The organism is Natrinema limicola JCM 13563 (genome assembly GCF_000337475.1).
Lineage (GTDB): Archaea > Halobacteriota > Halobacteria > Halobacteriales > Natrialbaceae > Natrinema > Natrinema limicola.
In genome coordinates, this window is record NZ_AOIT01000010.1 from 202,103 (window position 1) to 227,236 (window position 25,134).

Genomic DNA, 25,134 nt, shown 5'->3' on the forward strand with positions numbered 1-25,134 from the left:
AGCGGAGTGAAAGTGAACCGTAGCGAAAGAAACCGCCAGCGTCTCGAGACAGTGATCGTCACCCGTCGAGACACCGATCGTCCTACTGCTCTGTGACCGCGAGTGCGGCCTCGAGCGCATCGCCGATCGTCTCCGTGCCAGCGTCGTCGACGGCGACCAGCGGCGGGCGGACCTCGTCGGCGGGAATGACGCCGCGTTCGGCCAGTGCCGTCTTCGTCGCCGGGGCGAAATCGTGGGTCGTACACGCGTCGAACAGCGGTGCGATCGCGTCACACTGGAGTTCCCGGCCGTGCTCGTCGTCGGCGCGTTCGAATGCCTCCCGCAGTACCTCGGGGATGACGTTCGACAGGGCGTTGATCCCGCCATCGGCACCCATCCGGAGTGCCGGGACTAACAGGGCGTCGTACCCCTGCAGACACAGGAATTCCTCGGGTGTCCTTTCGAGCACCGAGAGGAAATATTCGAGATCGCCGCTCGAGTCTTTGATCCCGATGATCTCATCGTGTTCTGCGACGGCGGCGACGGTCTCGGGGTCGATGCGCTGGCCGGTACACTGCGGAATATTATAGAGGAGGACGGGGAGTGAGGACTCCTCGAGGACGGCCTCGAAGAACCGCCGGTTCCCCTCGGGCGCGTTCGCGGTGGTAAAATAGGGTGCAACGATCGCGGCGGCGTCGGCACCCGCGTCGGCGGCGCGGTCGATCGCCGCGACCGTCTCACCGACGCTCGTTGCGCCGGCACCCGCGATAACCGGAACCGCGGCGTGGTCGACGATCGTTTCGACGACGCGGCGGTGCTCGTCGGCCGTCAAACTCGGATACTCGCCGGTCGTCCCGCAGGGAAAGACGGCGTCGATGCCACCATCCTGTAGGTGTTCGAGCACATCGATGAGTGCCGCGTCATCGATCGATCCGTCGTCGAACGGTGTCACCATTGGACAGGTGATTCCCCGAAGTGCGTCGTGGAGTGCCATGTCTGTGTGAGATGTGAGACCACGCCAAAATCGTTGTTATCGGTGGTCCACGATCGAGGCCCGCTGCGTCGAGCCGTCCGACAGTATATGTGTCCGGCAGTCGAACGGACGCATATGGCGGATCGGCGTCGGCTCGAGCGATTCGTGCGCTCGACGCTGCAGGGCGCAGGTGAGCAGTTCGAGGAGCTTCGCAGATCGACCGACGAGCAACTCGAGGAGGCCCGCGAGGCATACGAGATGGCGAAACACGCGCGTCAGTTGCCGACCGATGAGGCGGGACGGGCGAAAATCGTCTGTCGGCGCTACGCCCAACAACGGGCGGCGAAGCTCGACGACGAGTACCGACCGGCCTGTTATGAGGCGGGCCACCCTGACTGTGAGGGGTGTGCAGAAGACGTCCGCAACGGCCGAATCGAGACCTGGTGAGATGGATCGTCCCGTCGTCGCCTGCGTGCTGGCGGCGGGATCGGGAGTCGATTGTATCCTGCGAGCCGACGTGATCGGTCCACACAGTTGCGGTCGCTCGTCGGCGAGCGCTCGTTGCTCGCATGGACAATGGACCGAACGGCGTTTGCCGACGAACAGTACGTCCTGACCCGCGAGTCGTTTGCCGACACAGTCTCCGAGCACGCACCAAAAGCGGGCGTGCTGGTCGAACCGGCCGGAAAAGACACCGGGCCGGCGCTGGTCTATTCGGCCTAGCGGCTCCGCAAGCAGTTCGACACGGAGCCGGTCTTGGTCTGTCTCCCCAGTGACCACTACGTTGCCGACGACGCGGCGTTCACAACACGGCTCGAGCGCGCCGCCGAGATCGCCGTCGAAACAGGCGGGGAACGTCGTCGCTGCACCCGACGCCCACGTCTCGCTGCTCGAGGTCGACGAGCTGATCGTGGCGGCGTTCGAGAATCGACTTCTTATCGCCCCGCGCAGCGAGTACGCGATGTGGTTGATCGCTTGTGCCATCGGGACGCTTTCCAACACGTCTGACAATACATCACACGCCGGCTACGCTCAAGTAGTTTCACCGACTGTTGTTTGCCAATAAAAAATCGATTCAGAATTCGTTCGCGGTTGTTAGGCTAGCTTGGCCTCGGTGCCACCGTTTGACGGCCACAGCGCCCAGATGAGGACCGCACCGATGAGTGCCAGTCCCAGTGCGCCCGTCTCTACGACGGACAGCCTGATACCGAACCACGAGAGCACCGTTCGCAACTCGACGATCAGTGGCGTCAGAAACGCCATGATGACGAGGAGTCCGCCCTTCGAGATCCGCATACTAGGGCATCACCCCACGCACGGACTCGAGGACGAGGCTCGGGTCGGCAACGACGCTTGGCTTCCAGGGGTCGATGCCGGGGCCGAACAGCCCACCGGCGTCGATGATGCTCGCAAGCGGGAGCGAGTAGGCGATGATCACGAGGACGACGGCGATCGAGGTCCAGAGCTTGAGGTTATCGATGATCACCGGCGCGTCCTCGGGGCCAGAGAGCGTGCCAGCATAGGTGTTGTCCGGAATCGCATCGCTGGTGGAGCCACCGATGGTGGTCAGGACCATGTTCGTGATGAACAGGTACACCGAGAGAGTCAGCAACGCCGCGCCCAGAGCGACCTGTGCGTCGATCTCAGCGACGGTCCCGACGGCGGGCTCGAAGTCGAAGCCCTGATACTGCGGCTCGGCAGTCCGGCGAGGCATCCCGAACAGCCCGGCCCGGTGCATCGCGTTCGACATGAAGGTCATGCCGATAAACCACAGCACGACCTGGACCAGCCCGAGCGAACGGTTCCAGATCTCTTTGCCGGTCAGCTGTGGGATGAACCAGTAGGACGCCGCCATGAAGGTCAACGCGGCGGCGGTACCGACGGTGAGGTGGAAGTGACCGACGACCCACCAGGAGTTGTGGACGAGGTAGTTGATGCTCAGACCGGCGTTGATCATGCCGGAGAAGCCACCCGCGGCGAACATCAGTCCTGCAAGCGCCATCCCGGTAAACGCCGGGTCGCGCCATGGAAGTGCTTTGAGCCAGCTGAGATAGCCCTTACCGCCGCGCTGGCGCGCGCCGTGTTCCATGCTGGCGACGACGGTAAACGCGGTCAGCAGGCTCGGCAACAGCAGAAACATCGTGTTCGTCATCGCGATGAACTTGAACCCTTCCGCGATGCCGGGATCCAGATACTGGTGGTGGATCCCGACTGGCGTCGACAGGATCAGAAACAGCACGAAGACGACGCGTGCGAGCGGATCGCTGAACAGCTTGCCACCGGAGAGCTTCGGCAGCATGGTGTACCACAGCATGTACGCCGGCATCAGCCAGAAGTACACGACTGGGTGGCCGAAGAACCAGAACAGCGTCCGGGTGAGCAGCGGGTTAACGGAGTCGATGATTCCCAGCGACCACGGGAGCAGGAATGCGAGGATCGAGATGGCGACACCGATCGAGCTGAGATACCAGAACAGCATCGTCGTCAACGCCATGAACGTCGGCAGCGGGATCCGTTCGTCGGGATTGTCCTTCTTCCAGGCCCACCATGTCCGGAACCAGTCGAAGCCGGCGAGCCAGGTACCGACAACGAACAGAACGAAGCCCACATAAAACGCCGGATGGGCCTGAAACGGCGAATAAAACGTATACAGGACGTCGGCGTTCATTGGAATCTGGTCGACGACGCCACCGAGGATCGAGACGCCGACCAGGAGCGTTCCGATCATCATTATTGCGTACCAGCCCCACGTAAAGCGGATGTCTTTGACACCGCGATCGAGGCTAGTCGTTACTGCCCAGGTGAAGATCCCCACAAGGAAGAAAATCGTGAACGTGATCACCAGCAAGACGCCGTGGGCCGTCAACACGGTGTAGTAGTCCTGCGATGGGATGAACCGCAAGACGTTCGTTCGGTGCAGGCCCTGGATGAGCCCAAGCGTCCCGCCGATCGTCAGCGCGAGGAAGGAACTCCAGAGTATGGCTCTGATTACGCGTGCCTCCTTCGGGAACTGGTCGATGTAGGCGTTACGCATCGCCATCACCTCCTTCGGTTGCGTTGGTGACCGTGAGCGTATCACTTTCCTCGTGGCCGTCGACGGTCACCGTCCAGTCGTGATCGCCTGTTCCAAGGTCAGTCGTGTCGACCGCGAACTCGACGGTTTCGCTGCCGTGTGCGGGCACCGTGACGTCTTGCTCGAGTGACTGCTGATCGCCGATCTCGAGGGTTGCGGTCGTTTCGAGGTCGTAGTTCATGTCGTTGCTGACAGTGGTGTTGATCGTCGTCTGGTTGCCGAGCTGGGCTTCGTCGGACGCGTCGGTCGACAGCTCGGTCAGATCGAACTCGTCTTGCGGAACAACGTTCAGTTTCCCTTCCATCGTGTGGTGATATGCACCACAGTACTCGTTGCAGAGAATGCCGTACTCGCCGGGTTCGTCGAACTCGACGGTCATCTCTGAGATCTGTCCAGGGACGACCATCGTGTTCACGTTCGTCCCGGCGACGGTGAAGCTGTGTGTCACGTCTCGGCTCGTTACGTAAAACGTCACGGTGCTGTTCGCCGGCACCGTGATCTCGCTTGGCGTGTACGTCCACGCCTGAGCGACGACGGCCGCCTCGTATTCGTTTTCACCGACGTGTGTGACACCGGGGTCGTTGAACCGCTCGTCGTCGTTGATCGTGTCCGGATCGATGGAACCTCCATCGTCGTCGATCATCGCGATACCAGGGCCGACTGCCCCGTACGTGACCGTCGCGATGAAACCAACGATTAACACCATCGACACGGCAAGCCAGGTCTTTTCGTAGGTGTGAATGTTCATGCAAGCCCCACCACCGTCAACAGCACCCCGGTGACGGTCGGTCCGTTACCGAGGAACTCGACGAAGTACATGAATATCCACAGTGCCACCAGTATGAGAAAGTAAATCCCAACTAGGATCGCTGTTCCGATCGGATCGTACTCGTCGTGATCGAGTTCACGAACCTGATCGGTCTCATTCGTGGGATGCTTCCCATCCACCCCTTTTTCGATAGCCGAACTCATACGGAGTGGTAGGGAAAGGGGATGACTTACTGCCAGTCATCGTTCCCGGCCACTGGGAATGGGTTGGGGAATTAAGCTATCGACCGCCAAACGTATGTGTATGAGCCTCGCGACACTCCAACCCCGTCACGCGGCAGCTGTCGGGTTGCTTGCGTTGATCCCGCTTATCGTCTATGGAATCACGGACTCGGTATTCGCCGGTGGCGTCAGCGCGCTCAACACTTGCCTCATTTACGGCTCGCTGTATCTCGCCATGTCACCGGTCGAGACGTCCCACGGCCACCATGGTGACGGCAGCGGCACCCTCGGCTAACGCTTTCAGTTCAGATGACCCTCGTTTCATCCGTATCGAGCCCGCTCTCGACCGCCCTTCCGCTTGAGTCCGGCGTCCACTCACTGATCGTACCGCTGATGGGTGCGTCGGTACCGTCGGGTGCCGTCCTCGAGCGCGTGAACCTGCTTTTGCTCTTCGTCGTTGGGCTGCTGGCCGGCGCACACTGTTTGGGGATGTGTGGCCCACTGGTGACGGCGTATGCCGACCGGATCGGTGCGGCGAGCAGTAAACGCCGCGACGACACGCTCACCGGCTACGAGGTGCGCCAGCATGCGCTGTTTAACCTCGGTCGGACGGCCAGCTACGCTGCGGTCGGCGGCCTGTTCGGCCTGCTTGGGGCGATCACGATCGCCTCGAGCGAGGCCGTTGCCGCTATCGGCGACAGCGTCAGGGGCGTGACGGGGATCCTCGTCGGGATCGCGATCGTCACCAGCGGCCTGTACTATCTCCGGGGGCAAACTGCCGTTCCCGGCCACGGGCTGCCGATCATCGGAACAGTCTTCCGCCGACTCTCGGATCTCCTCTCGAGCCGGATCGACCGCTACGCGACGTCGCCGGGGATTTTCGCACTCGGTGCGGTTCATGGCCTCATGCCGTGTCCGATCATCTATCCGGCGTATCTCTATGCGTTCGCGCTCGGCTCACCGGCACGCGGAGCGCTCTCGCTTGCCGCTCTCGGATTGGGGACAATTCCCACACTGTTTGCCTACGGGACCGTTTTGAATACGATCGGGCCTGACACGCGCGTGCAACTCCATCGTGGACTGGGGGCTGCGTTCGTCGTCCTCGGCTACATTCCCCTCTCACACGGGCTGATGCTGTACGGCATCCATCTGCCACACGTCCCGCTCCCGTACATTAACCTGTTCTAACGATGGGTGAGAATCCACGACAGTCCGCGCAGTCGCCCGCGGCGGCAGCCAATGCAGGAACTGCGAACCCGACCGGCAACGGGTCACCGGCCGAGACCGACACCGATACCTGCGATCTCTGTGATCTGCCGACTCCGCCGACCCCGATCACCGAGCCCGACGTTGACGGCTCGTTTTGCTGTCAGGGCTGTCTCGAGGTCGCCCGGACGCTCGACCGAACCGACGGCCCTGACGAGGCGGAGCTCCAGTCACGACTGGACGGCGATGACGGTCCCGACCTCGATGATCTCGAGGGTGAGGACGCCTTCCTCGCGGTCGATGGGATGCACTGTTCGACGTGTGAGGCGTTCCTCGAGACGACCGCCGAACGCGAAGCGGGCGTCCGCGGCGTGACTGCCAGTTACGCGACGGACACGATCCGAATCGTCTACGATCCCGACGAGCTCGCGGCCGACGACCTCCCGGAACTGGTCTCCGGCTACGGCTATACTGCGTCAGACCGCTCGAGTGCCGACGACGAAGACGCCGATGATCGGCTCGGTGCGCTCTTGTTCGGGGCCTTTTTCGGCATGATGGTCATGACGTGGTACATCCTGTTTCTGTACCCGACCTACTTCGGCTTTGAGCCGATTGCCGACTTCGGCGGCTATGACGGCATGTTTCTGACGGCGAACATCTGGGTGTTTACGTCGTTCGTCCTCTTTTATACCGGTTATCCGACCCTCCGCGGGGCGTACGTCAGCCTCCGGGCGGGTCGGCCGAACATGGATTTGCTCGTTGCGCTCGCCGCACTCGGCTCGTATAGCTACAGCGCGATCGCGACTCTACTAGGGCGGACCCACGTCTACTTCGACGTGACCGTCGCGATCATCATCGTCGTCACCGCGGGCACTCACTACGAGCAGGCGGTCAAACGCCGTGCAACCGGCCTCCTCTCAGAACTGACCGAACAGCAGGTCGACGAGGCCCGCCGCGAGAGCGGCGAGACGGTCCCGCTCGAGGACGTCGGCCCCGGCGACCGCCTGCTCGTCCGCCCCGGCGAGCGGATCCCCCTCGATGGAACCGTCGCGGAGGGATCGGCTGCCGTCGACGAGTCGCTCGTCACCGGCGAATCGCTGCCCGTCGGCAAGACGCCGGGTGATCCGGTTCGGGGTGGCACCGTCGTTACCGACGCCCCGCTCGTTGTCGCGGTCGGCGACGAGGCCGAAAGCACGCTCGACCGGCTCGTCTCTCTGCTCTGGTCGATCCAGAGCGCCCGTCCGGGCGTCCAGCGGCTGGCTGACAAGCTCGCGACGGTGTTCGTCCCGCTTGTCGTCACCCTCGCGGTCGGGACGACCGCCGTCTTGCTTGCGACCGGCTCGAGCGTCTCGCGGGCGCTGCTGATCGGTCTCACGGTCGTGATCGTCTCCTGTCCGTGTGCGCTCGGGCTCGCGACGCCGCTTGCGATCGCTGCGGGAATTCAGTCCGCCGCCGAGCGGGGTATCGTCGTCGCCGCGGAGACGATCTTCGAAGACGCCAGAGACGTCGACGTCGTCGTCCTCGACAAGACGGGGACGCTCACGACCGGGACGATGGCCGTCGAGGACGTTCACGCCGTCGATGACATCGATGCCGACGAACTCCTCCGGCGGGCTGGCACTGTCGAGGCACTCTCCGAGCATCCGATCGCAGCCGCCATTGCGGCCGCGGCTCCCGAATCCGCGACCGAGGACGCAACGACCGCCGTCGACGAGTTCGAGCGGGCCGACCGCGGCGTCAGCGGCTGCGTCGACGACGACCGCGTCGTCGTTGGCCACCCAGACTACCTCCGCGAGCACGGGCTCGCCGTTCCCGACGCGCTCGAGTCTCGAATCACCGAAACCCGTGACGCGGGTGACGTACCGGTCGTCGTCGGCTGGGACGGGCAGGCTCGCGGCGTAATCGTCGTCGGTGACTCGCCGCGTGAGGAACTGAGTGAGACGCTCGAGACCCTTTCGGCGGGCCGCGACGTCGTCGTTCTGACGGGCGACGAGGGCGCAGCGGCCGACCGGTTCCGCGCGCTCGAGGGTGTCGACGAGGTCTTCGCCGGCGTTCCACCGGAGGCAAAAGCCGAGACCGTCGACCGGTTGCGGAGCCGAGGGACGGTCGCGATGGTCGGTGACGGGAGCAACGACGCGCCCGCGCTGGCGACCGCAGACGTCGGCATCGCGATGGGCAGCGGGACGAAACTCGCGACCGATGCGGCCGACGCGGTGATCGTCGGCGACGATCTCGGTGCCGTCTCCGAGACGTTCGAGATCGCGACGAGCACCCACCGGCGAATCCGGCAGAACCTCGGCTGGGCCTTTGCTTACAACGCGGTCGCGATCCCGCTGGCAGTGCTTGGGCTGCTGAACCCGCTGTTCGCTGCCGTCGCGATGGCTGCCAGTAGCGCGCTGGTCGTCCTCAACTCCTCGCGGTCGATGTAGCGACGTGAACCGACGCCATTTGGCCGTCGTTACTCCTCTGTATCCTCGTCAGCTGTGACGACCCGCTCGAGTTCCCGGCGCTTGCCGTTTTCGTAGACGTAGGTCGTCTCATCGTCCTCGTCGCGTGTCCGTCGATGACTGCCGTCACAGAAGGGAAACGACTCCGACAGGCCGCACTGACAGACCGCGATGTCACCGTTTTCGTCGTCGATATCGGACGGCTCGAGTTTTCGTGGCCCCGTCGCCTCGAGTTCGACAAGTCGTGACATGACTTCGTCTCGGATCGCTGGCGACAAAACCTTTCGCTCGCGTCGGGGGTCGAACGGACGACTACGATTGTTGCTGTCACACTGCACGGGTTCCGGGAACGGCAAGGTTCTTGGTATGGCTCTCGAATATCGGGGTACGCACAGCTATGTCGTCCTCTGCGGCAATGCCGACGGCGGTCGCACTCGCGGTCGTCAAAACGCTCGTCCTCATCGTCGGCGGCGTTATCACGTCGTTTGCGTACAAGGCCTATCGGCGAACCCGGCAGCCGGCGCTTGGCTATCTCACACTCGGGTTCGGGCTCGTGACGCTCGGGCTGGTGCTCGCCGGCATGCTATATGAGTTGCTCACTGTTCCGTTGATGACAGGTATCCTCTTTGAGAGCCTGCTGGTTCTGGCCGGCTTTCTCGTGATCGCGCATTCGCTGTATGTTACCTAATGCCGTATCGAATATCGATCGAACGCGACACGCAATCGATCCCTCACGGACTGGTGTCCGGCAGTATACGAACCCAAACTGTTTTGGGATTACTCGTATCCGTGATCGGGTAATACGTCGGCACACGGCAGGGAGATATAGTAACAACTGAACGTTACTGCACACCTACTCGTACGACCGCTGTGCGATCGGTGTAATCGATACAGTTAGGACTAGCGGGCACTGACAGGTCTGCTGTCAGTCAGTGTCGGTGAGACCGCGACCGTCTTGGGGTCCTACTGGTACCCAGTGACAGGAAACCGTATGAACCATGGCGCTCCGCCCTGCCGTCGTACCCCCCTTCTTTCCGACGCACTTCCAGAGATGATCGTCGACGAACGAGCAGCATACGGGGCGGCCCAGCTGGTCGCGAACCTGCCGTAACCACCCAGACGTAAGTAGACAGCATCACGAGTGATGGGTATGAGCGGCGATCCTGTCTACGCAAGACCGACGTGGGGACGTATTTCGAGTTGTCTGTATCGACGCCTCTCGACGAGTGATCGGCCATGAACGACGCCGACGACCCGGCCCTGGCCGTCGGTGCCGACGCGTTCACGGACCAGGGTGCCGGTCTCGAGGTCGCGGTCGTCGGCGCGGGTGCCATCGGTGCGACGACGGCCTACGATCTCGCACGCGAGGGTGCAGCCGTCACGCTCTACGACAGCGGTCGCGTCGCAAGCGGCGCGACGGGACGGGCCGCAGGGATCTGCTACGATGCCTTCGCGGACGGACTCGACGCCGAACTCGCGGGCGAGGCGATCGAACGCTTTCGCACACTCTCAGGCGACGATACCTTCCCGTTCGTCGAGTGTCCGTACGTCTGGCTTGCTCGCGAGGGCGACATCGACCGGGCCGACGCGATTCGCGATCAGATACAGCGGATGCAGGACAACGGTGTCATTGCCCTCGAGATGGACGGCGACGCACTCGCCGATCGGTTCCCGGCCCTACGGACGGACGACGTCGCAGTCGCGGGAATCGCCGGCGCGGCGGGGTATGCCGATCCGGCCGCGTACACCGCCTGTCTCGCGGCTGCAGCTACCGGTGCCGGGGCGACCCTCGAGACCGACACGCCGGTCGACGTTCGAACCGATCCAGCGCGCGTCATCCGTCCGGATGGGACAGTCCACGAAGTCGACGCAGTGGTCGTTACAGCAGGTGCACGCACGAAGGCGCTGCTCGCGGATGCGGGCATCTCCCTTGCCGTCAAACCCTACCGCGTGCAGGCGCTGATCGCTGACGGCGATCTCGCGGAGCCGATGTGTTACGACGCGACGGGCGGCTTCTACCTGCGACCCCATGCGAACGGCGTGCTCGTGGGCGACGGCACTGAGAATCGCGAGGCTGACCCTGACAGCTACGACCGCAACGCCGGTTCGACGTTCACTGCTGACATCCGTGATCGAGTTGCCCACCGGGTTCCGGGTCTCGCAGACGGCGGCCTCGAGCGGGCGTGGGCTGGCCTCTGTACGGCGACGCCGGACCGAGATCCACTCGTCGGCGCGGTCCGTGATGGGGTGTACGTCGCGACCGGTTTCCAGGGACACGGCTTCATGCGTGCGCCGGCGGTCGGACAGCGACTTGCAAGAGAAATCTGTGGTGGGTCGGGGATCGACGCTTTCGACCCGACACGGTTCGACGGTGACGAGGCGTTCGATGTCGTCGATGGGATGTCGCTCAATCCGAACTAGAACCAGTTGGGGATCGGTCGCCCGGATTCGGCCGACTTTCGCGGTCGACTTCGTACCGCCAGTCTCACTCGTTGTCGACGGCGACCGGCTCCGCGTTCGGATCCGGGTCGGCGTCGTCGGGTGTGTCGAGTCCTGCCTCCGTTTCGGTCGTGTCCCCGATCGCAGACGCCTTCGGAATTTCGACGCTCAGTGTCCCGGTTTCGGAGAGACGCGCCGTTCCGGCGTCTGGATCGACGACCGCGTCGGCCGGTAACTCGGCGTCGCCGGACAGCGACATCCCCCGGCCGGGAAACTGCATCTCGTAGCCCTCGTGAAACTGCCGGAACCGGTCGATCTGGATCCGGACGGTGCCGTCGAGATAGCGGACCTGTACGTCGTCCGATTCGGCACCGGGCGCATCGAAGACGACGCGATAGGCGGTGTCGTTCTCGAGAATATCGACGGGGAGCGATCGGTGGTTCTGTACGCGACCACTCGCACGGCCGACCTGACGGTAGAGGGCGTTGCCGAGCGATTTTCCGAGATCTTTGAACCTCACAGGGCGTCACCTCGGACGGTACGTGCGGCGTGGGCAGCGGTTACGGAGACCGAGAGAAGGGCCTGACAGTACATGGCAGACATGACCGTGTGAACGGTTATGATCGCCCCGTAGATATCCCTTTTGTTCCGTCCAAAAGAAACGTCTGACATGTGAATAGTTCACTTACAGTTCGACCTGCTCGAGGCAGTCAGTGCCGCCACAGACCGGACACGAAAGCTCCGAGAGATCGAAGTCGTCGGGCACGTCGTAGGTGTAATGATTCTCGAACAGATCGAGAAAACAGTCCTCGTTGGTACAGACGATCTCTTCTGTCGCTGGCATAGCAGGGCCTAGCGCCACGACGCCTATCAACACCGTGGTTGGCGGAAAACTGGCGATGGTTGCGTTCGCGCGTGTAGTCACCGTTTTACCATTCGAGGCGCTATCGGGAGCCATGACTGACCCCGAGACGCTGTCGGTGACGATCGTCGACGGCTACGTCGACGAGCCCGCTCACTTCGGGGTGCCGCCATACATTTCGACGTACCCCCGGTATACGGCCGGGGCGCTCGTCGATGCGGGGGTTCCCCGCGAGCAGATCACGTACCACACGATCGATGGGCTTCGCGACGACACCGACCGTTGGCGGGACGTCGACGAGGCCGATCTCATGATCTATCTGGGGGGCATGACTGTCCCCGGAAAGTACGTCGGCGGCACGCCGGCCGAACCCGACGAGGTTCGCAAGCTCGCCTGGACCGCAAGCGGCACGAGCCTGATGGGTGGCCCCGTCAAGTTCGGCGTTGGCGACGAAAACGCCGGTGCGACCGAGACCGAACGGCAGGACTTAGACTTCGATTTCGTCGCCAAAGGCGACGTCGAGGCTGCCGTCTTCGATCTCGTCGAGAGCGGCCTCGAGGGCTTTAATAACCGCATGCGCGACGTCGATGAGGTCTCGCGATGGGCCCAGGAGGGTGCGTTCGTCGTCGAACAGCATCCCAACCACCCGGATCATCTCATCGCCGAACTCGAGACCTCCCGTGGCTGTGCCTACCGGTGTTCGTTCTGTACGGAACCCCTCTATGGCAATCCCTCGTTTCGGCCGCCACCGACCGTCGTCGGCGAGGTCGACGCCCTCTCGGATTACGGCGTGAAACACTTCCGGATCGGCCGTCAGGCCGACATCCTCGCCTACGGCGGCGACGGCGAAGCGCCCAACCCCGACGCCCTGCGCCAACTCTACAGCGGCATCCGCGAAGTCGCCCCCGACCTCGAGACGCTGCATCTGGACAACATGAACCCAATCACGATCGTCAAGTGGCCTGAAAAGAGCCGCGAGGGGATCCGGATCATCGCCGAGCACAACACGCCCGGAGATACGGCCGCGTTCGGACTCGAGTCGGCCGATCCAGTCGTTCAAGAGCAAAACAATCTGAACGTCAGCGCTGAGGAGTGTTTTGAAGCGGTCCGGATCGTCAACGAGGAAGGCGGCTGGCGACCCGGTGAGGAACCGACAGATGCGCCAACGTTCGGTGACGACGCACCGCGGCGACTGCCCAAACTGCTGCCCGGGATCAACCTCTTGCACGGACTCAAAGGCGAGCGCGAGGAGACCTACGAACGCAACATGGCGTTCCTTCAGCGGGTCTACGACGAGGGCTACATGCTCCGGCGGATCAACATCCGGCAGGTGATGGCCTTCGACGGCACCGACATGTCCGATACCGGAGCCGAGATCGCCAACGAACACAAAAAGCTGTTCAAACGCTACAAGAAGCAGGTTCGTGAAGAGATCGACAACCCGATGCTCGAGCGGGTCGCTCCCCCGGGAACCGTCCTGCCGGACGTTCATCTTGAATACCATCAGGACGGAACGACCTTCGGCCGCCAGCTCGGCACCTATCCGTTGCTCGTCGGCGTGCCGGGCGAGCGCGCGCTCGGCCAGACGATCGACGTCGCGGTCGTCGATCACGGCTACCGCTCGGTGACGGCCGTCCCCTATCCGCTCGATCTCAATGCGGCGTCGATGGACGAACTCACTGCCATCCCCGGTATCGGATCCAGTACCGCCGGTGATATCGTCGTCGATCGCCCCTACGAGTCGGTCGCCGACGCCGGGCTCGACACGACGGTCGATCTCTCCCAGTTCGTTACAACCCGGCCGCTCGAGCGCGCGAACTGACTTCAATCGCGTCTGATTCGACCCATGAACGGGCGCTTTTTCCGTCAATTGGCAGTTCTGTGTCGGTAGTTCTATTATGGATGGGAATCAGAGGTGAAATAGAGGGTCTACCTGTGGAGATCTCTGAAAAATTGTTGTGTCTGTTCAGTACGGACGTATCGGAGGAGGAGGATCGCTACGTCATCGAGGTACCGCGGCAGGAAGTCGAGACCGGCGACATCGATCCCGGCGAGGTCTATCGTGTCGCGCTTATCTCGCGTGAAGACGAAACGAGCGGCGACGAGGGGACGACGACTACGACACCCAAAAGTGCGCCATCGGAGCCCCAGCCACCGGTCGATGTCGGCGAAACGCGCTACGTCGAGATCGAAGACATCGGCAAACAGGGCGACGGGATCGCCCGCGTCGAACGCGGCTACGTCATCATCGTACCCGGAGCGGATGTCGGCGAACGCGTCAAGATCGAAGTCACCGAGGTCAAGTCGAACTTCGCCGTCGGCGAGATCATCGAGGAGACGTTCTAACAACGACCTTTTTACCCGAGTCCTCGCGCGGCCATCGGCCGCGCTCGAACCCGGGCAAAAAATCTCGACCAAAAACACCGGCAGAGCAGAGCTCTCCCGAGCTCCCGTTCACTTCGTTCACGGGAAAGATCGAGCGCGCCGCCGGCGCGCTCGGTGAAACGGCGCGCAGAGCGCGCCGTACAGTGGCTGCCACTACAGTAAAGCCATCAGTTAACCTTCGGTTTTGCTACTCGAGTCGAGACTGTTCGTCCGCGTCTCCGTGGAACCGGTGTACGTGATCGATCTACCGCCGCTCGTCTCAGTCCTCGAGCGGCGTCCCATCCATCCGTTTCGCCCCTTCCGAGTCGTGGACGACGACCTCGCTGGGGCCGGGATCGGCAGGCCGGTAGCGATCTCGGACGGCGATCGCTTCCTCGAGTTCCCGGATCGCGCGTTCTTTCAGCGCTCGAGCCAGTTCCTCGGCGTCGTCGCGGGAGATATCGCGGCCGAGACCCTCACACTCGTGGGCGCGGACAATCCCCTCCTCGTCGCCGGCTTCGCCGGCTTCCCGTTGCGCTTCCAGCGCAACGCTGTCGACGGCTTCGCCCATCGGCTGGCTGGTGCCCGCGAGCGCAATACTGAACGGATACGTCTGGCAGATGAGTGGGCGGTCGTCGTGAGCGACACAGGAACCACGTCCCGCATCGTCTTCCTCGTAGAAGACGCAGTCGCCACAGCCGTCGGTCTGGAGCGCCCACTCGAAGGTCTCGCCCTCGAGGTCGCCGTCGTCGGATTCGGCAAGCCCGTAGGGCATCGGGCGGGCGACGTCGCGCCAGTCGTGCTCCTCGTCGCCGGTCGCGGCTGCCTGCTGGAGGTCGCGCACTTCGTCGGGAAATACCGTCGCGGTGTGGTCGTCGTCATCGGCTGTACAGCAGGCTCCACAGCGGGTACACTCGAAGCCGATCGACTCGATCGCGTCCGCGAGATCGGCAACGGCGAGCTGGCGAGCGGTGTCGAGTTCGTCCTCGAGCGATTGCACACCTGATGGTCGGTGTCCATGGAGAAAAGTCAGTCGTCCGCGAACGGCGATACCGGCCGGTCGTCCCACGTGACGTGTCCTTCGACGGCGAGTTTCTCGAGATGGGCGGCGACGGTCGCCCGCGCGAGGTCGCGCACGCCCGCGAGGTTTTTGTCGTATGCCGTCTCGAGGATCTCCGCGATCGTATCGGCACCAGTCGTGGCTGCCTCGTGAATCCGCCGTTCGCGCTCGGTCCGGTGGGAAAGCAGGCGCTCGAGGATTGCACGAGGAGCGTTGATCTCGGGCCCATGACCGGGATACAACGTCGGTGGGTCGATCGCCCGGAGTCGACGCAGCGTCGTCATGTACGCACGCATATCTCCCTTTGGCGTGCCGACGACGACGCTCCCCTCACGGACGGCGCAGTCGCCACAGCAGATCGGGCCGCCGCGACCGGCCTCGAGCGCGACGTGATCGGGCGCGTGTCCCGGCGCGTCGAGGATGCGGATGCGCTCGTCGCCGAGTGGGATCGTCGTGCCGGGCGTAAACGTGCGGTCGGGATCGCAGCCGGTCGCGTCACGGAATCGATCGACGCGGCCGTCGCGAGCCCACACTGTCGCGTCAGTTGCGGCCGCGTACGGCTCGACGCCGCCGACGTGGTCGGGATGGGTGTGCGTAACGAGGATGTGATCGATGGTGTGTGCCTCGAGCAGTCGGTCGAGCGCGTCGGTTTTCGCCGCGGGATCGACGAGTATCGCGGGCTCGTGGCCGGCCTCGTCGCGTCGTGTCTCGGTTTCGCTGACGAGGTAGGCGTTGGTCTCCCCACCCGGTGCGCGCGTCGCGACCGGGATCGGACACCGCGTGACGTGCATATCTCAACACTGTGAGCGAGCGAAAAAGGATCTATCGTCGGCCGGTTAGCGCTCTCGCACAGGACCGTCCATGATCGTCACGCGTGCGAGCCGGGCCGGTCAGCACTTGAGGAAGTAGACCTGTTTGCGTGCATCGCGGAAACTGTACCGCGAGCCGATGAGGCCGACGTCCTCGAGTCGGTTGAGCGCGTACCGAACGGTGCGGTCGGGAAGTAGCGATTCCTCGGCGAGTTGGCCCTGCGAGAGCGGCGAGTCGGTTTCTAACACTTTCGCGACGAGCTTCGCACTCGGTGGCAGGTCACGGAGGCGGTCACGGTATTCCTCCTCCGAGAGGAGTTCCTCGGCAGCGGTAGCACGGTCTTCGGCTGTACTCATGCTCATACTCGAGCCAGCGGCGTCGTCGGTGGTAAAGCTTCCCTATATGTGGATACGGATACTGAAGTTTGTATAAGGCATATAAGTAAGATATTAACACAGCCATATAGTTCGGGTTTCGGCAACGATGGTCACGCAAGATAGCAGTACAGAGCCGGGTTCGTCGGCTGGACTCCAGTATCGTTTTATCCCAGCACGACAGTAGATTCGCCCAGTGTGAAAGGACAGGAGTGGTACCAGGCCGACGACGTCGCCGAGGAATACGACGACAAGCGCTTCTCCCGGGGCGGCCAGCTGATCGACCGTCGGGAGAAAGAAGCCGTCCTCGAGGCGATCATGCCCGTCGAGGATCAGAAGGTCCTCGAAATCGCCTGTGGTACCGGGCGGTTTACCGTCATGCTCGCCCACCAGGGAGCCGATGTCGTGGGACTGGACATCTCGGCAGCGATGTTACAGCAGGGACGACGAAAAGCACAGGACACCGAACTCGCAGGCACGCTCGAGTTTCTCCGCGGTGACGCGGGCCGGTTGCCGTTTCCGGACGATCACTTCGATACCGTCATCGCGATGCGGTTTTTCCATCTCGCAGACGATCCGGAGGCGTTCTTAGAGGAGATGCGACGCGTTTCCCGCGATCAGATCGTCTTCGATACGTTCAACCGCTTTTCGGCTCGCAGCATTTACAACTGGGCGCTGCCGATGGGGTCGCGGCTCTACTCGAAAAGCGAAATCGCGGTCCTGCTCGCGAAGACGGATCTAACGCTCGTCGACGTCGAGGACGATTTCCTCCTTCCCTACGGGCTCTATCGGTCGATCCCCAACTCCCTCGCGTCACCGCTTCGGACGTTGGACAAGGCGATCGGTGAGTTGCCGATCACCGACCACGTCGCATCGGTCTCGTACTGGAACGCACGTGTTCGCTGACCAGATTGAAATCCAACCTATTTACTACGAGGGTCTCCTATAGGTTGGTATGGAGCTCTCGGTGGTCGTCTCGACGCTCAACGACCGAGAGCGATTAGTGTCGTGTCTCGATGCGCTCGCTAAGCGAACGCCGACTGAAACCGAGTGCATCGTCGTCAACGGCCCCTCCTCGGACGGCACGACTGGCGTCGTCCGTGACCGTGACGACATCGACGTGCTCGTCGAAATCTCCGAGCGCAATCCGAGCGTCTCCCGCAACGCCGGCCTCGAGCTCGCGACGGGCGACGTCGTCGCCTTCCTCGACGGCGGGTATGCGATCGACCATAGCTGGTATTCAGCCATCGACGAGTCAATGGCTGATGGGACCGATGTCGTCACCGGCCCCGTGACCGGTCATCCCCTTCACGCCGGTCAGTCGTCCGACGCCGTCGCTGGCCGGACTGTAACCCATTTTCACGGGGACAACGCCGCATTCGATCGATCCGTCCTCGATGCGCTGGATGGCTTCGACGAGTATCTCACAGCGGCGGGTGAGCGCGACTGTGCACATCGGATCGCGAGCCTCGACTTCGAGGTGTCCTGGAACGCGGCGATGGCCGCTCGCTGTGAGGTCGGAACCGATTGCGGCGCGGTGATCGACTCACGGGAATCTTCGTCGAAACTTCGTTCTGACGGTGGCCGCACCGATCCTGACTGGGGGGCAGCCTATCGGTCGCTGTCGTACCGGCTGGCGAAAAACTACGGGCTGCGACCGGGCGTCTTCGCTCGGACTGCCGGCAGCGCGCTTCGAGAAGGGGCTACCGGCGTGTGCCGGCTGGCGGCCGGCGAGGCGACACCGACGAGCTGGCTCTCCGATGGGACCGATGTCGTCAGGAACGTCACACGCGGCCTATGGGATGGCGTTCGAGCCCGATACCGTGATCGTTCGCCTCGCCGGAACCCCAACGGACTCTCACAGCGACACGATCGGGCAGTGCAGGTCTACGACTGGCGGTAACTGACGGCCTCAAAAGCGACACTCGAGCGCGCCAACTCGTTCGGCGGCATCGACGATCGCGCGGACAATCTGGTGGCTCATTCGAGGACACTTACGCTACCGATCAGTTCCCCTGAACGTCTTCGTCTGTTGGGATACGTCAAATGAACATTTCAGTCTAAGGTACCTTTATCCCCGCCCCCGACCGTCGATTAGGTATGGATCGACGACAGTTTCTGGCGGCCTCGAGCATCGGACTCACAGCAGCGGCGGCGGGCTGTCTGGGCAGTCCGCTCAGCAGTGAGAATCCCGAATCGGCTTCCGGGGCCGATCCCGGAGCAGAATCGGACATGAAAGCACGAGACGGTGAGATCACGGTCAGCGCCAGCGGCGAAGTCGAAGCCGAGCCCGATCAGGCAGTCATCGATGTCGGTGTGGAGGCGACCGGCGAAAGCGCAGCCGCCGTCACCGAAGAGCTCTCGACCGGCGCTGCCGAGTTGCGGACGACGTTCGACGATCTCGAGATTCCCGAGGAGAACATTGAGGATGGACGATATCGGGTTCATCAAGCACACGGTCGAACCGCAACCGGCTACGAGGGGGCACACTCCTTCGAGGTGACGGTCACCGACGTCGACCGCGTCGGTGAGATTATCGATGCAGTGACCGAAGCCGGTGCGGACGACGTGGGTCACGTTCGCTTTACGCTCCGTGAGGAGACCCGCTCGGAACTGCGAAACGACGCGATCGACGACGCACTGGCAAACGCCGACGAGGAGGCGTCCCACATCGCGGACAACCGTGGCGTCACACTCGAGGGGACGACGGCCGTTTCGACCGGTGACGTACGGGTTCACCCGGTCCATCTCGAAGCCGAAGCCATGACGAGCGCTGACGCGGCAAGCGGTGGGGCACCGCAGACGGAAATCGGGACGGAGCCGGTTCGCGTGAGCGCCAGCGTAACGGTTACGTATGCGTTTGCGCCGTAACTGGCGACTGTGAGGCTGGCTGACCGCGACCGGGAGTACAGTCGACGAGTGATCAGATCACCGCCCGACAGCAGCCATCATCTTCGTTTTCTGCTGTCGGACACTCCGAGCAGTTGCCGAGAAACAGTTGTCACTGCGTAAGTGACGGACGAAAGACGAAACGCTCAGTCAGCAGTCGTCGTTAGTCGTCGGCTGGAACCGCTCGCGAGTCAGCTCGCCCGGAAGCCATGGCGAGCACGTCGTCGAAGAAGTCGAGGGTGTCTTCGGGGCCGGGGTTCGCTTCGGGGTGGTACTGGCGGGTGATCACGTCGTACTCGACGCCGTCGATTCCCTCGGGCGTATCGTCGTTGACGTTGATCTGGGTGACCTCGAGGTGTTCGCCCGGTTCGGCGACCGTGTAGCCGTGGTTCTGGGTGGTCATGACGACCTGCCCGGACTCGAGATCGAGCACGGGCTGGTTGACGCCGCGGTGGCCGAAGTCCATCTTCTCGGTCGAGCCGCCGAGGGCTTCGGCGACGATCTGCTGGCCGAGACAGATGCCGGCGACGGGCGTGTCCTCGACGAACTCCTCGACGAGCGTGATGGCCTGCTCGAAGTTGACTGGGTCGCCGGGACCGTTCGAGATGAAAAGGACATCCGGCTCGACGGCCGCGACGTCGTCGACTGTCGCGTTGTAGGGGAACACGTGGACGGTCGCGTCGCGCTCGATCAGCGAGTCGACGATCGAGCCTTTCGCGCCACAGTCGATGAGCGCGACGGTCTCGCCGTCGTTGTCTTCGCCGTGGACGACGGGTTCGTCGACGCTGACCTGTGCGCCGATGTCGGTGTGGTCGCTCATGGCCTTGCACTGTTCGAGTTCGGCCAGTGCGTCTTCCTCGGTGACGTCCTCGCCGACGGCGATACCGCATTTCATCGCACCGCCGTCACGGATATCGGTAACCACATCACGCGTGTCGATGTGGTCGACAGCCGGGACGTCCTCGCTTTCGAGCCACTCGGCGACGTCCTCGGTGAGTTCCTTTGCAAGCACCGCACGCGGATGGACGCGGTCGGACTCGAAGCGCTCCTCGCGGACGCCGTAGTTGCCGATCAGCGGGTACGAGAAGGTCAGGACCTGCTCCTCGTAGGAGGGATCGGTCAGACTCTCCTCGTAGCCTGTATATGCTGTTGTGAAAACGAGTTCACCGCGGGCCGTACCTGACGCACGACCACGTCCCTCGAGTACGTGGCCGCCTTCCAGTGCGACGTAGGCTTCCGTCATTACGATCTACGTATCGGATGGACGTTCATAAGTGTTGTCTTCGAAGCTCAGTTACGATTTTCGTAATCGGTAAGTGCGGGTCGGCTGTAGGTACGTATCTCTATGGACGACCTGGACCGACAGATCCTCGATATCCTCCGGCGTGACGCCCGAACGCCGTATACTGAGATCGCAGACGAGGTTGGGACGAGTGAGGGGACCGTGCGCAATCGTGTCGAACGAATGATGGACGACGACGTCATCGAGCGTTTTACCATTTCGACTCGGACGGGGAACGTCCAGGCGATGCTCGAGATCAGCGTCGCGGTCGACGTCGATACCAAGGGAGTCTCCGAGCGGATGGCGGAGTGGGACGAGGTCGACTTCGTTTGGATGGTCTCGGGCGAGCAGGACATCGTCCTCGTCGTCGACGCCGCGGACACGCGCGGGGTTAACGATCTCATTACGAAGGCCCGCGATCAGGACGAGGTTGTCAGCACGAAGACACGGCTAATCTTAGACGAAGAACTCGGGTAAGCGTGGTCTGTGGTCGTTTCGAGCGACCTGATGCTGTCGGACAGAACGACGTGACGCCGGTCGCGAATTCGCGGCCGTCTCCACACAGGCGATGGCCGCATGTCTGCGGCCGGCTTCGTCGTGACTGCTATCCAGGGGTATGGAGTCCGGATTCCGCCGGTATTCTCACTGAGTTGGAAAACCTCGATTCCTTTTTCGAGTTGGTTCTATAGTCATGGATAATGACTACTGGGGAGACGCCTGCCGAGCAACCCGACTCGGCAGTGTCCTCCGATCGCGGGACACGGTCGGATCAGGAGTGTTCGACGACGCTCGAGGAGTACGAAACGATATTCGACGCCGTCGAGGACGCCGTTTTTCTCCTCGATGTCGATCGAACGGCTGACGGTCGCACGTACCGATATCGACGCGTCAATCCCGCATACGAGGGGATCACTGGCCTGACAGACACGGAGATCCGTGGACGGACACCGGCCGAAATCTTCAGCACGGAAACGGCGGCTGCCGTTACCGAGCGATACGACGCATGCATCGAACAGGCGGCGACGATCGAGTACGAAACGACGCTGTCGCTTCCTGCCGGCGAACGCACGCTCGAGACGAAACTGACGCCAGACGAGACCGTCGGAAACGAAACGGTCGATCAGCTCGTCGGTATCGTTCGCGACGTCACCGAGCAAAAGCGAAAGGAGTGTGAGCTCGAACGGAATCAGGCACTCCTCGAGAAAGTCGAGCAGCTCGCAGCCGTCGGTGGGTGGGAACTCGATCTACGGTTGGACAACCTCCGATGGACCGACGGGACACGCGAAATCTTCGAGGTCGGTGCCGACTACGACCCGACGCTGGCCGAGGCACTCGAGTTCTATCATCCTGCCGACCGGGATCGAATTCGCTCGTTCGTCGAGACGTGTCGGGACGGCGGCGAGCCATACGACGTGGTACTGCGAATCGTCACCGCTGCGGGGAACGAACGATGGGTTCACACCGTCGGCGAGCCCGTCATCGACGGCGGTGAAGTCGTCGCGTTACGCGGCGCAGTCAGAGATGTAACGGCGCGAAAGGAACGCGAACAGGAGCTCCAGCTCTTTCAGCAGGCGGTCGAACAGGCGGGCCACGGGATCGTGATCACGGACCGCGCGGGAACGATCGAGTACGTTAATCCGGCCTACGAGCGAGACAGCGGGTACACCCGTACGGAGGCCGTCGGGCGAAACCCGCGGCTGGTCAAATCGGGCAAACACGACCAAGCGTTCTACGAGCGGCTCTGGGAGACGATCTGCTCGGGCGAAGTCTGGGAACACGAACTCATCAACCGGCGGAAATCCGGGGAACTGTACCACGTCGAGCAGACGATCGCACCGATTACCGACGACGACGAGATCACACACTTCGTCGCGATCGAGTCCGATGTCACCGAACAACGACTGCGCGGACAACGACTCAGCGTCCTCAACCGGATTCTGCGACACAACATCCGCAACGGCATGAACGTCATCCAGGGCAACGCAACGCGGCTCCGAAATCTTACCAGCGATGAGCGAGACGAGGCCCTGACCGCGATCGAAGAACAAGCCGCCGAGTTGTGCAAGATCAGCGACAACGCCGCGGCCGTGCGGGACCTGTTCCAGCGTGACCGCCATCCCGACGCCACCTGTGATGTCGCCGCGATGCTCTCGCGGCTGGCGACTGACTTCGACGACGACTACCCGGACGCAGACATCACGGTGACCGCACCCGAGCCCGTCATGGCACAGGCCGACGACCGACTCGAGACGGCGATCCGGACGGCCGTCGACAACGCCGTCACCCACACCGATCGGCAAGTCCCCGAGATCACCGTCAGCGCGACCCCGGCCGATGGACCCGCGATGGGCGACTGGGTTGATGTTTCCATCGCCGACAACGGACCGGGGATCCCGCCACAGGAGCGACCGATGGTCGAACGCGAGGCCGAGACACAACTCGTCCACGGGACGGGCCTCGAGCTGTGGCACATCTACTGGATCGCGAAGAGCTTCGGCGGTGAAATGCGGATCACGGACAACGATCCGCGGGGGAGTATCGTCACGATCCGTGTCCCGGCAGCCACCACATAGCGCACATGGACGGAGCCGCGGGAACGCCAGCAGTCACGGCCAACTGGCGGGGTCGACTGGCGTCAGTTCTCATCCGGTGGACTCCCGATGCCGGGCGTCGGCTCCTCGAGCGTGTCGAGCACCTCTTTTCGCCGATGGAGCTTCCGATATCCCCGTCGGAGGAGCCGGTCGAAGCCCGTCCGACAAACGCGTGCATGGACCCGTCCATCACGGATCGCAGCAACGACTGCTGTCGGCGTGAGCTGATCGGCTTCGATAACCGTGTACGCCCGGCCCACCTCGAACGGGTAATGGGCGTCGCTCCCACCGACCAGCGGCAGTCCACGGTCGTCTGCGAGCTCCTCGACGAGCGGCCGCGAACGAGGATGTTTCCCGTTGACTTCGATCGCGTCGAACGGGATTCCCTCGAGTTTCCGGACTGAACTGTTTCGAAACGGGTGCGCAACGATCGCGGCACAGCCGCGGTCGTGTGCCAGTGCGACTGCGTCCGCCGGAGAGAGCGCCCCCGGCTTCGTCTCCGCGGGCGGGTCAGGGCCGACGACGAGGACGTGGCCGCGGTCGGTCGTGATTTCGATCCCTGGGATGAGTTCGACCGGTCCACTCGACGTAAACGGCGTGTAGTAATCGTGATTCGTCGTCGCCACCCCGTCGAGGCCACGCCGGGCGGCCATCCCGGCGAGGAAACGGACACCCAGCGGATCGAACCGATGGCCGAGTCCGCGGTAGCCATGAAAGAACCGCGTGTGTGCGTGTAAATCGACGGTATACACGGGAACGCATACGCCGGCGGGGTCCTTTTGTCCTCGGCTGGCGTGTTCCAGATCATGTACTCGAAGGGGACAGCTGGCGGTCGCGTCGATGACCGTGTACTCGTCCTCAATCCCGTTAGCGGCAGTCAAGATCACGTCGACACTCTAGTCGAACTGGGTACCGAGCATGGCTTCGACGTCCGAAAAACCGAGGAACGCGGCGACGCGAAACGGCTCGCCCGCGACGCTGCACCCGATGCCGACCTTATCGCGGCAGGCGGCGGCGATGGCACGGTGAACAACGTCGTTAACGGGATCGCTGCTGCGAACGAACTCGAGACGACGACAGTCGCCGTCGTCCCCGCAGGGACGGGCAACAATTTCGCGACGAACATCGGAATTCAGGGGATCGAGCACGCGTTTGCAGTGATCGAGGCGGGACGACGGCGACGGATCGATCTCGCCAGTGCGAACGATCGGATCTTCGTCAACTCCTGTGTCGGCGGCATTACCGCCGAAGCAAGCAGCAAGACGGAGCCAGCGAGCAAGGCGAATCTGGGCGTGCTCGCATATGTCAAAAGTATGCTCGCGACGATGGGGTCGTTCGACTCGCTGCCGCTCCGGGTGGAGACGGCTTCAGGACCGAACGGGAACCGAACACGAGCCTGGGACGGTCGGGCCATGTTCGTCCTCATCGGAAACTGTCGACGGTTTACCGGCGCTCGAACGACACAGGCCAACGTCGAGGATGGCCTGCTCGAGGTGACGATCGTCGAGGACGCCGCGGCGATGAACCTGCTCGGCGATGCGGCCCTCCAGCGGCTGTTCGGACGCGATAGCAACTACGTCGTTCGCCGGTGTGCCCCGTCGCTCGTGATCGAGAGCAACCGGAACGCGATCACATACAGTCTCGACGGCGAGATGCTCGAAGCCCACTCGCTTTCCCTCGAGACGAGCCCGCGGACGATCCAGATCGCCGTTGGGGATGACTATCAACCCGATCCAGATATGGAAATCGCCTAACCGTCGGTGGCCGGCAGTGAATTCCGGATCGCCGGTCGGCC

Annotated in this window: 29 protein-coding genes; 16 read left to right on the plus strand and 13 right to left on the minus strand. The window is 62.9% G+C overall.

The window, feature by feature from the left end:
* Positions 1-82 precede the first annotated feature (82 nt).
* A complete protein-coding gene (dapA, locus tag C476_RS01190; RefSeq protein ID WP_008009021.1) occupies positions 83-973 on the minus strand; it encodes a 4-hydroxy-tetrahydrodipicolinate synthase in 891 nt (296 codons plus the stop codon).
* Positions 974-1,087: 114 nt separating this feature from the next.
* On the opposite strand from dapA, the gene C476_RS01195 reads away from it, so the two are divergent.
* From C476_RS01195 to C476_RS19275, 3 genes are all read left to right on the plus strand, one after another.
* Positions 1,088-1,399 (plus strand): DUF7091 family protein, encoded by a 312-nt coding sequence (locus tag C476_RS01195; RefSeq protein ID WP_008009022.1) that lies wholly within the window; start codon positions 1,088-1,090, stop codon positions 1,397-1,399.
* 87 nt (positions 1,400-1,486) lie between these two features.
* The gene (locus C476_RS19270; protein WP_008009025.1) at positions 1,487-1,675 is read left to right on the plus strand and encodes a glycosyltransferase family protein; all 189 of its coding nucleotides are present in this window, start codon (positions 1,487-1,489) and stop codon (positions 1,673-1,675) included.
* A 49-nt stretch (positions 1,676-1,724) separates the two neighbouring features.
* Entirely contained in the window at positions 1,725-2,018 is a 294-nt protein-coding gene (locus C476_RS19275; protein ID WP_008009027.1) for a hypothetical protein, read from the plus strand.
* 29 nt (positions 2,019-2,047) lie between these two features.
* On the opposite strand, the gene C476_RS01205 is transcribed toward C476_RS19275, so the two are convergent.
* Genes C476_RS01205 through C476_RS01220 form a run of 4 tightly spaced genes read right to left on the minus strand, consistent with a single transcriptional unit; the run spans position 2,048 to position 4,997 of the window.
* Positions 2,048-2,248 (minus strand): hypothetical protein, encoded by a 201-nt coding sequence (locus C476_RS01205; protein ID WP_008009031.1) that lies wholly within the window; start codon positions 2,246-2,248, stop codon positions 2,048-2,050.
* 1 nt (position 2,249) lies between these two features.
* Positions 2,250-3,992 (minus strand): b(o/a)3-type cytochrome-c oxidase subunit 1, encoded by a 1,743-nt coding sequence (locus C476_RS01210; protein ID WP_008009032.1) that lies wholly within the window; start codon positions 3,990-3,992, stop codon positions 2,250-2,252.
* A complete protein-coding gene (locus C476_RS01215; RefSeq protein ID WP_008009034.1) occupies positions 3,979-4,773 on the minus strand; it encodes a cytochrome c oxidase subunit II in 795 nt (264 codons plus the stop codon). Before C476_RS01215 ends, C476_RS01210 begins: the two co-directional genes overlap by 14 nt.
* Positions 4,770-4,997 (minus strand): hypothetical protein, encoded by a 228-nt coding sequence (locus tag C476_RS01220; protein ID WP_049911527.1) that lies wholly within the window; start codon positions 4,995-4,997, stop codon positions 4,770-4,772. Before C476_RS01220 ends, C476_RS01215 begins: the two co-directional genes overlap by 4 nt.
* 100 nt (positions 4,998-5,097) lie before the next feature.
* Here C476_RS01220 and C476_RS01225 point away from each other — a divergent pair, with 100 nt between their 5' ends.
* From C476_RS01225 to C476_RS01235, 3 genes are read left to right on the plus strand one after another with little or no spacing between them, the layout of a single operon-like run.
* On the plus strand, positions 5,098-5,310 hold the full coding sequence (locus C476_RS01225; protein ID WP_008009038.1) for a hypothetical protein: 213 nt from the start codon (positions 5,098-5,100) through the stop codon (positions 5,308-5,310).
* Between the two features lie 14 nt (positions 5,311-5,324).
* Positions 5,325-6,203: a sulfite exporter TauE/SafE family protein gene (locus C476_RS01230; RefSeq protein ID WP_008009040.1), complete on the plus strand. Its 879-nt coding sequence runs from the start codon at positions 5,325-5,327 to the stop codon at positions 6,201-6,203.
* A gap of 2 nt (positions 6,204-6,205) precedes the next feature.
* Positions 6,206-8,650, plus strand: a complete 2,445-nt coding sequence (locus C476_RS01235) for a heavy metal translocating P-type ATPase (RefSeq protein WP_008009042.1) — start codon at positions 6,206-6,208, stop codon at positions 8,648-8,650.
* Positions 8,651-8,679: 29 nt separating this feature from the next.
* Here the strand turns inward: C476_RS01235 and C476_RS01240 are convergent, their stop codons facing one another.
* Positions 8,680-8,919, minus strand: coding sequence for a CDGSH iron-sulfur domain-containing protein (locus C476_RS01240; RefSeq protein WP_049911531.1), 240 nt, complete (start codon positions 8,917-8,919; stop codon positions 8,680-8,682).
* Positions 8,920-9,065: 146 nt separating this feature from the next.
* Here C476_RS01240 and C476_RS01245 point away from each other — a divergent pair, with 146 nt between their 5' ends.
* Both C476_RS01245 and C476_RS01250 read left to right on the plus strand, forming a co-directional pair.
* Positions 9,066-9,356, plus strand: a complete 291-nt coding sequence (locus tag C476_RS01245) for a DUF7521 family protein (protein WP_049911528.1) — start codon at positions 9,066-9,068, stop codon at positions 9,354-9,356.
* Positions 9,357-9,904: 548 nt separating this feature from the next.
* Positions 9,905-11,089 (plus strand): NAD(P)/FAD-dependent oxidoreductase, encoded by a 1,185-nt coding sequence (locus tag C476_RS01250; RefSeq protein ID WP_008009049.1) that lies wholly within the window; start codon positions 9,905-9,907, stop codon positions 11,087-11,089.
* 64 nt (positions 11,090-11,153) lie between these two features.
* On the opposite strand, the gene C476_RS01255 is transcribed toward C476_RS01250, so the two are convergent.
* Positions 11,154-11,627, minus strand: coding sequence for an Hsp20/alpha crystallin family protein (locus tag C476_RS01255; RefSeq protein ID WP_008009050.1), 474 nt, complete (start codon positions 11,625-11,627; stop codon positions 11,154-11,156).
* 165 nt (positions 11,628-11,792) lie between these two features.
* Entirely contained in the window at positions 11,793-11,951 is a 159-nt protein-coding gene (locus C476_RS18810) for a DUF7559 family protein (RefSeq protein ID WP_008009052.1), read from the minus strand.
* 112 nt (positions 11,952-12,063) lie between these two features.
* Between C476_RS18810 and C476_RS01260 the strand changes: the two genes are divergently transcribed.
* Both C476_RS01260 and C476_RS01265 read left to right on the plus strand, forming a co-directional pair.
* A complete protein-coding gene (locus C476_RS01260; protein ID WP_008009054.1) occupies positions 12,064-13,791 on the plus strand; it encodes a radical SAM protein in 1,728 nt (575 codons plus the stop codon).
* 113 nt (positions 13,792-13,904) lie between these two features.
* Positions 13,905-14,315, plus strand: a complete 411-nt coding sequence (locus tag C476_RS01265) for a TRAM domain-containing protein (RefSeq protein WP_008009056.1) — start codon at positions 13,905-13,907, stop codon at positions 14,313-14,315.
* 298 nt (positions 14,316-14,613) lie between these two features.
* Here the strand turns inward: C476_RS01265 and C476_RS01270 are convergent, their stop codons facing one another.
* The 3 genes from C476_RS01270 to C476_RS01280 all read right to left on the minus strand — a co-directional run bounded on the left by C476_RS01270 (position 14,614) and on the right by C476_RS01280 (position 16,565).
* On the minus strand, positions 14,614-15,333 hold the full coding sequence (locus tag C476_RS01270) for a YkgJ family cysteine cluster protein (RefSeq protein ID WP_008009057.1): 720 nt from the start codon (positions 15,331-15,333) through the stop codon (positions 14,614-14,616).
* Between the two features lie 29 nt (positions 15,334-15,362).
* Positions 15,363-16,184, minus strand: a complete 822-nt coding sequence (locus C476_RS01275; protein ID WP_008009059.1) for an MBL fold metallo-hydrolase — start codon at positions 16,182-16,184, stop codon at positions 15,363-15,365.
* 99 nt (positions 16,185-16,283) lie between these two features.
* A complete protein-coding gene (locus tag C476_RS01280) occupies positions 16,284-16,565 on the minus strand; it encodes a MarR family transcriptional regulator (protein ID WP_008009061.1) in 282 nt (93 codons plus the stop codon).
* 210 nt (positions 16,566-16,775) lie between these two features.
* Here C476_RS01280 and C476_RS01285 point away from each other — a divergent pair, with 210 nt between their 5' ends.
* The 3 genes from C476_RS01285 (at position 16,776) to C476_RS01295 (ending at position 19,448) form a co-directional block, all read left to right on the plus strand.
* A complete protein-coding gene (locus tag C476_RS01285; RefSeq protein ID WP_008009063.1) occupies positions 16,776-17,483 on the plus strand; it encodes a class I SAM-dependent methyltransferase in 708 nt (235 codons plus the stop codon).
* Between the two features lie 49 nt (positions 17,484-17,532).
* Positions 17,533-18,480 (plus strand): glycosyltransferase family 2 protein, encoded by a 948-nt coding sequence (locus C476_RS01290; protein ID WP_008009065.1) that lies wholly within the window; start codon positions 17,533-17,535, stop codon positions 18,478-18,480.
* Positions 18,481-18,677: 197 nt separating this feature from the next.
* Positions 18,678-19,448 (plus strand): SIMPL domain-containing protein, encoded by a 771-nt coding sequence (locus C476_RS01295; RefSeq protein WP_008009066.1) that lies wholly within the window; start codon positions 18,678-18,680, stop codon positions 19,446-19,448.
* Between the two features lie 181 nt (positions 19,449-19,629).
* Here the strand turns inward: C476_RS01295 and carA are convergent, their stop codons facing one another.
* On the minus strand, positions 19,630-20,709 hold the full coding sequence (gene carA, locus C476_RS01300; RefSeq protein ID WP_008009068.1) for a glutamine-hydrolyzing carbamoyl-phosphate synthase small subunit: 1,080 nt from the start codon (positions 20,707-20,709) through the stop codon (positions 19,630-19,632).
* A 102-nt stretch (positions 20,710-20,811) separates the two neighbouring features.
* Here carA and C476_RS01305 point away from each other — a divergent pair, with 102 nt between their 5' ends.
* A complete protein-coding gene (locus tag C476_RS01305; RefSeq protein ID WP_008009069.1) occupies positions 20,812-21,225 on the plus strand; it encodes an Lrp/AsnC family transcriptional regulator in 414 nt (137 codons plus the stop codon).
* 221 nt (positions 21,226-21,446) lie between these two features.
* Positions 21,447-23,321, plus strand: a complete 1,875-nt coding sequence (locus C476_RS01310; protein WP_008009071.1) for a PAS domain-containing protein — start codon at positions 21,447-21,449, stop codon at positions 23,319-23,321.
* A 62-nt stretch (positions 23,322-23,383) separates the two neighbouring features.
* Here C476_RS01310 and C476_RS01315 read toward each other — a convergent pair whose 3' ends face one another.
* Positions 23,384-24,091, minus strand: a complete 708-nt coding sequence (locus tag C476_RS01315) for a PHP domain-containing protein (RefSeq protein ID WP_008009073.1) — start codon at positions 24,089-24,091, stop codon at positions 23,384-23,386.
* 54 nt (positions 24,092-24,145) lie between these two features.
* On the opposite strand from C476_RS01315, the gene C476_RS01320 reads away from it, so the two are divergent.
* Positions 24,146-25,093, plus strand: a complete 948-nt coding sequence (locus tag C476_RS01320; RefSeq protein ID WP_049911532.1) for a diacylglycerol/lipid kinase family protein — start codon at positions 24,146-24,148, stop codon at positions 25,091-25,093.
* Positions 25,094-25,134 lie beyond the last annotated feature (41 nt).

Coding starts and splice junctions, on each gene's coding strand:
- C476_RS01245 (WP_049911528.1), top strand. CDS start 9,066: ATGTCGTCCTCTGCGGCAATGCCGACGGCGGTCGCACTCGCGGTCGTC.
- C476_RS01195 (WP_008009022.1), top strand. CDS start 1,088: ATGGCGGATCGGCGTCGGCTCGAGCGATTCGTGCGCTCGACGCTGCAG.
- dapA (WP_008009021.1), bottom strand. CDS start 973: ATGGCACTCCACGACGCACTTCGGGGAATCACCTGTCCAATGGTGACA.
- C476_RS01205 (WP_008009031.1), bottom strand. CDS start 2,248: ATGCGGATCTCGAAGGGCGGACTCCTCGTCATCATGGCGTTTCTGACG.
- C476_RS01250 (WP_008009049.1), top strand. CDS start 9,905: ATGAACGACGCCGACGACCCGGCCCTGGCCGTCGGTGCCGACGCGTTC.
- C476_RS01275 (WP_008009059.1), bottom strand. CDS start 16,184: ATGCACGTCACGCGGTGTCCGATCCCGGTCGCGACGCGCGCACCGGGT.
- C476_RS01310 (WP_008009071.1), top strand. CDS start 21,447: ATGACTACTGGGGAGACGCCTGCCGAGCAACCCGACTCGGCAGTGTCC.
- C476_RS01260 (WP_008009054.1), top strand. CDS start 12,064: ATGACTGACCCCGAGACGCTGTCGGTGACGATCGTCGACGGCTACGTC.
- C476_RS01230 (WP_008009040.1), top strand. CDS start 5,325: ATGACCCTCGTTTCATCCGTATCGAGCCCGCTCTCGACCGCCCTTCCG.
- C476_RS01320 (WP_049911532.1), top strand. CDS start 24,146: ATGTACTCGAAGGGGACAGCTGGCGGTCGCGTCGATGACCGTGTACTC.
- C476_RS01280 (WP_008009061.1), bottom strand. CDS start 16,565: ATGAGCATGAGTACAGCCGAAGACCGTGCTACCGCTGCCGAGGAACTC.
- C476_RS01210 (WP_008009032.1), bottom strand. CDS start 3,992: ATGGCGATGCGTAACGCCTACATCGACCAGTTCCCGAAGGAGGCACGC.
- C476_RS01215 (WP_008009034.1), bottom strand. CDS start 4,773: ATGAACATTCACACCTACGAAAAGACCTGGCTTGCCGTGTCGATGGTG.
- C476_RS01225 (WP_008009038.1), top strand. CDS start 5,098: ATGAGCCTCGCGACACTCCAACCCCGTCACGCGGCAGCTGTCGGGTTG.
- C476_RS01290 (WP_008009065.1), top strand. CDS start 17,533: ATGGAGCTCTCGGTGGTCGTCTCGACGCTCAACGACCGAGAGCGATTA.
- C476_RS01240 (WP_049911531.1), bottom strand. CDS start 8,919: ATGTCACGACTTGTCGAACTCGAGGCGACGGGGCCACGAAAACTCGAG.
- C476_RS01235 (WP_008009042.1), top strand. CDS start 6,206: ATGGGTGAGAATCCACGACAGTCCGCGCAGTCGCCCGCGGCGGCAGCC.
- carA (WP_008009068.1), bottom strand. CDS start 20,709: ATGACGGAAGCCTACGTCGCACTGGAAGGCGGCCACGTACTCGAGGGA.
- C476_RS18810 (WP_008009052.1), bottom strand. CDS start 11,951: ATGCCAGCGACAGAAGAGATCGTCTGTACCAACGAGGACTGTTTTCTC.
- C476_RS01305 (WP_008009069.1), top strand. CDS start 20,812: ATGGACGACCTGGACCGACAGATCCTCGATATCCTCCGGCGTGACGCC.
- C476_RS01220 (WP_049911527.1), bottom strand. CDS start 4,997: ATGAGTTCGGCTATCGAAAAAGGGGTGGATGGGAAGCATCCCACGAAT.
- C476_RS01295 (WP_008009066.1), top strand. CDS start 18,678: ATGGATCGACGACAGTTTCTGGCGGCCTCGAGCATCGGACTCACAGCA.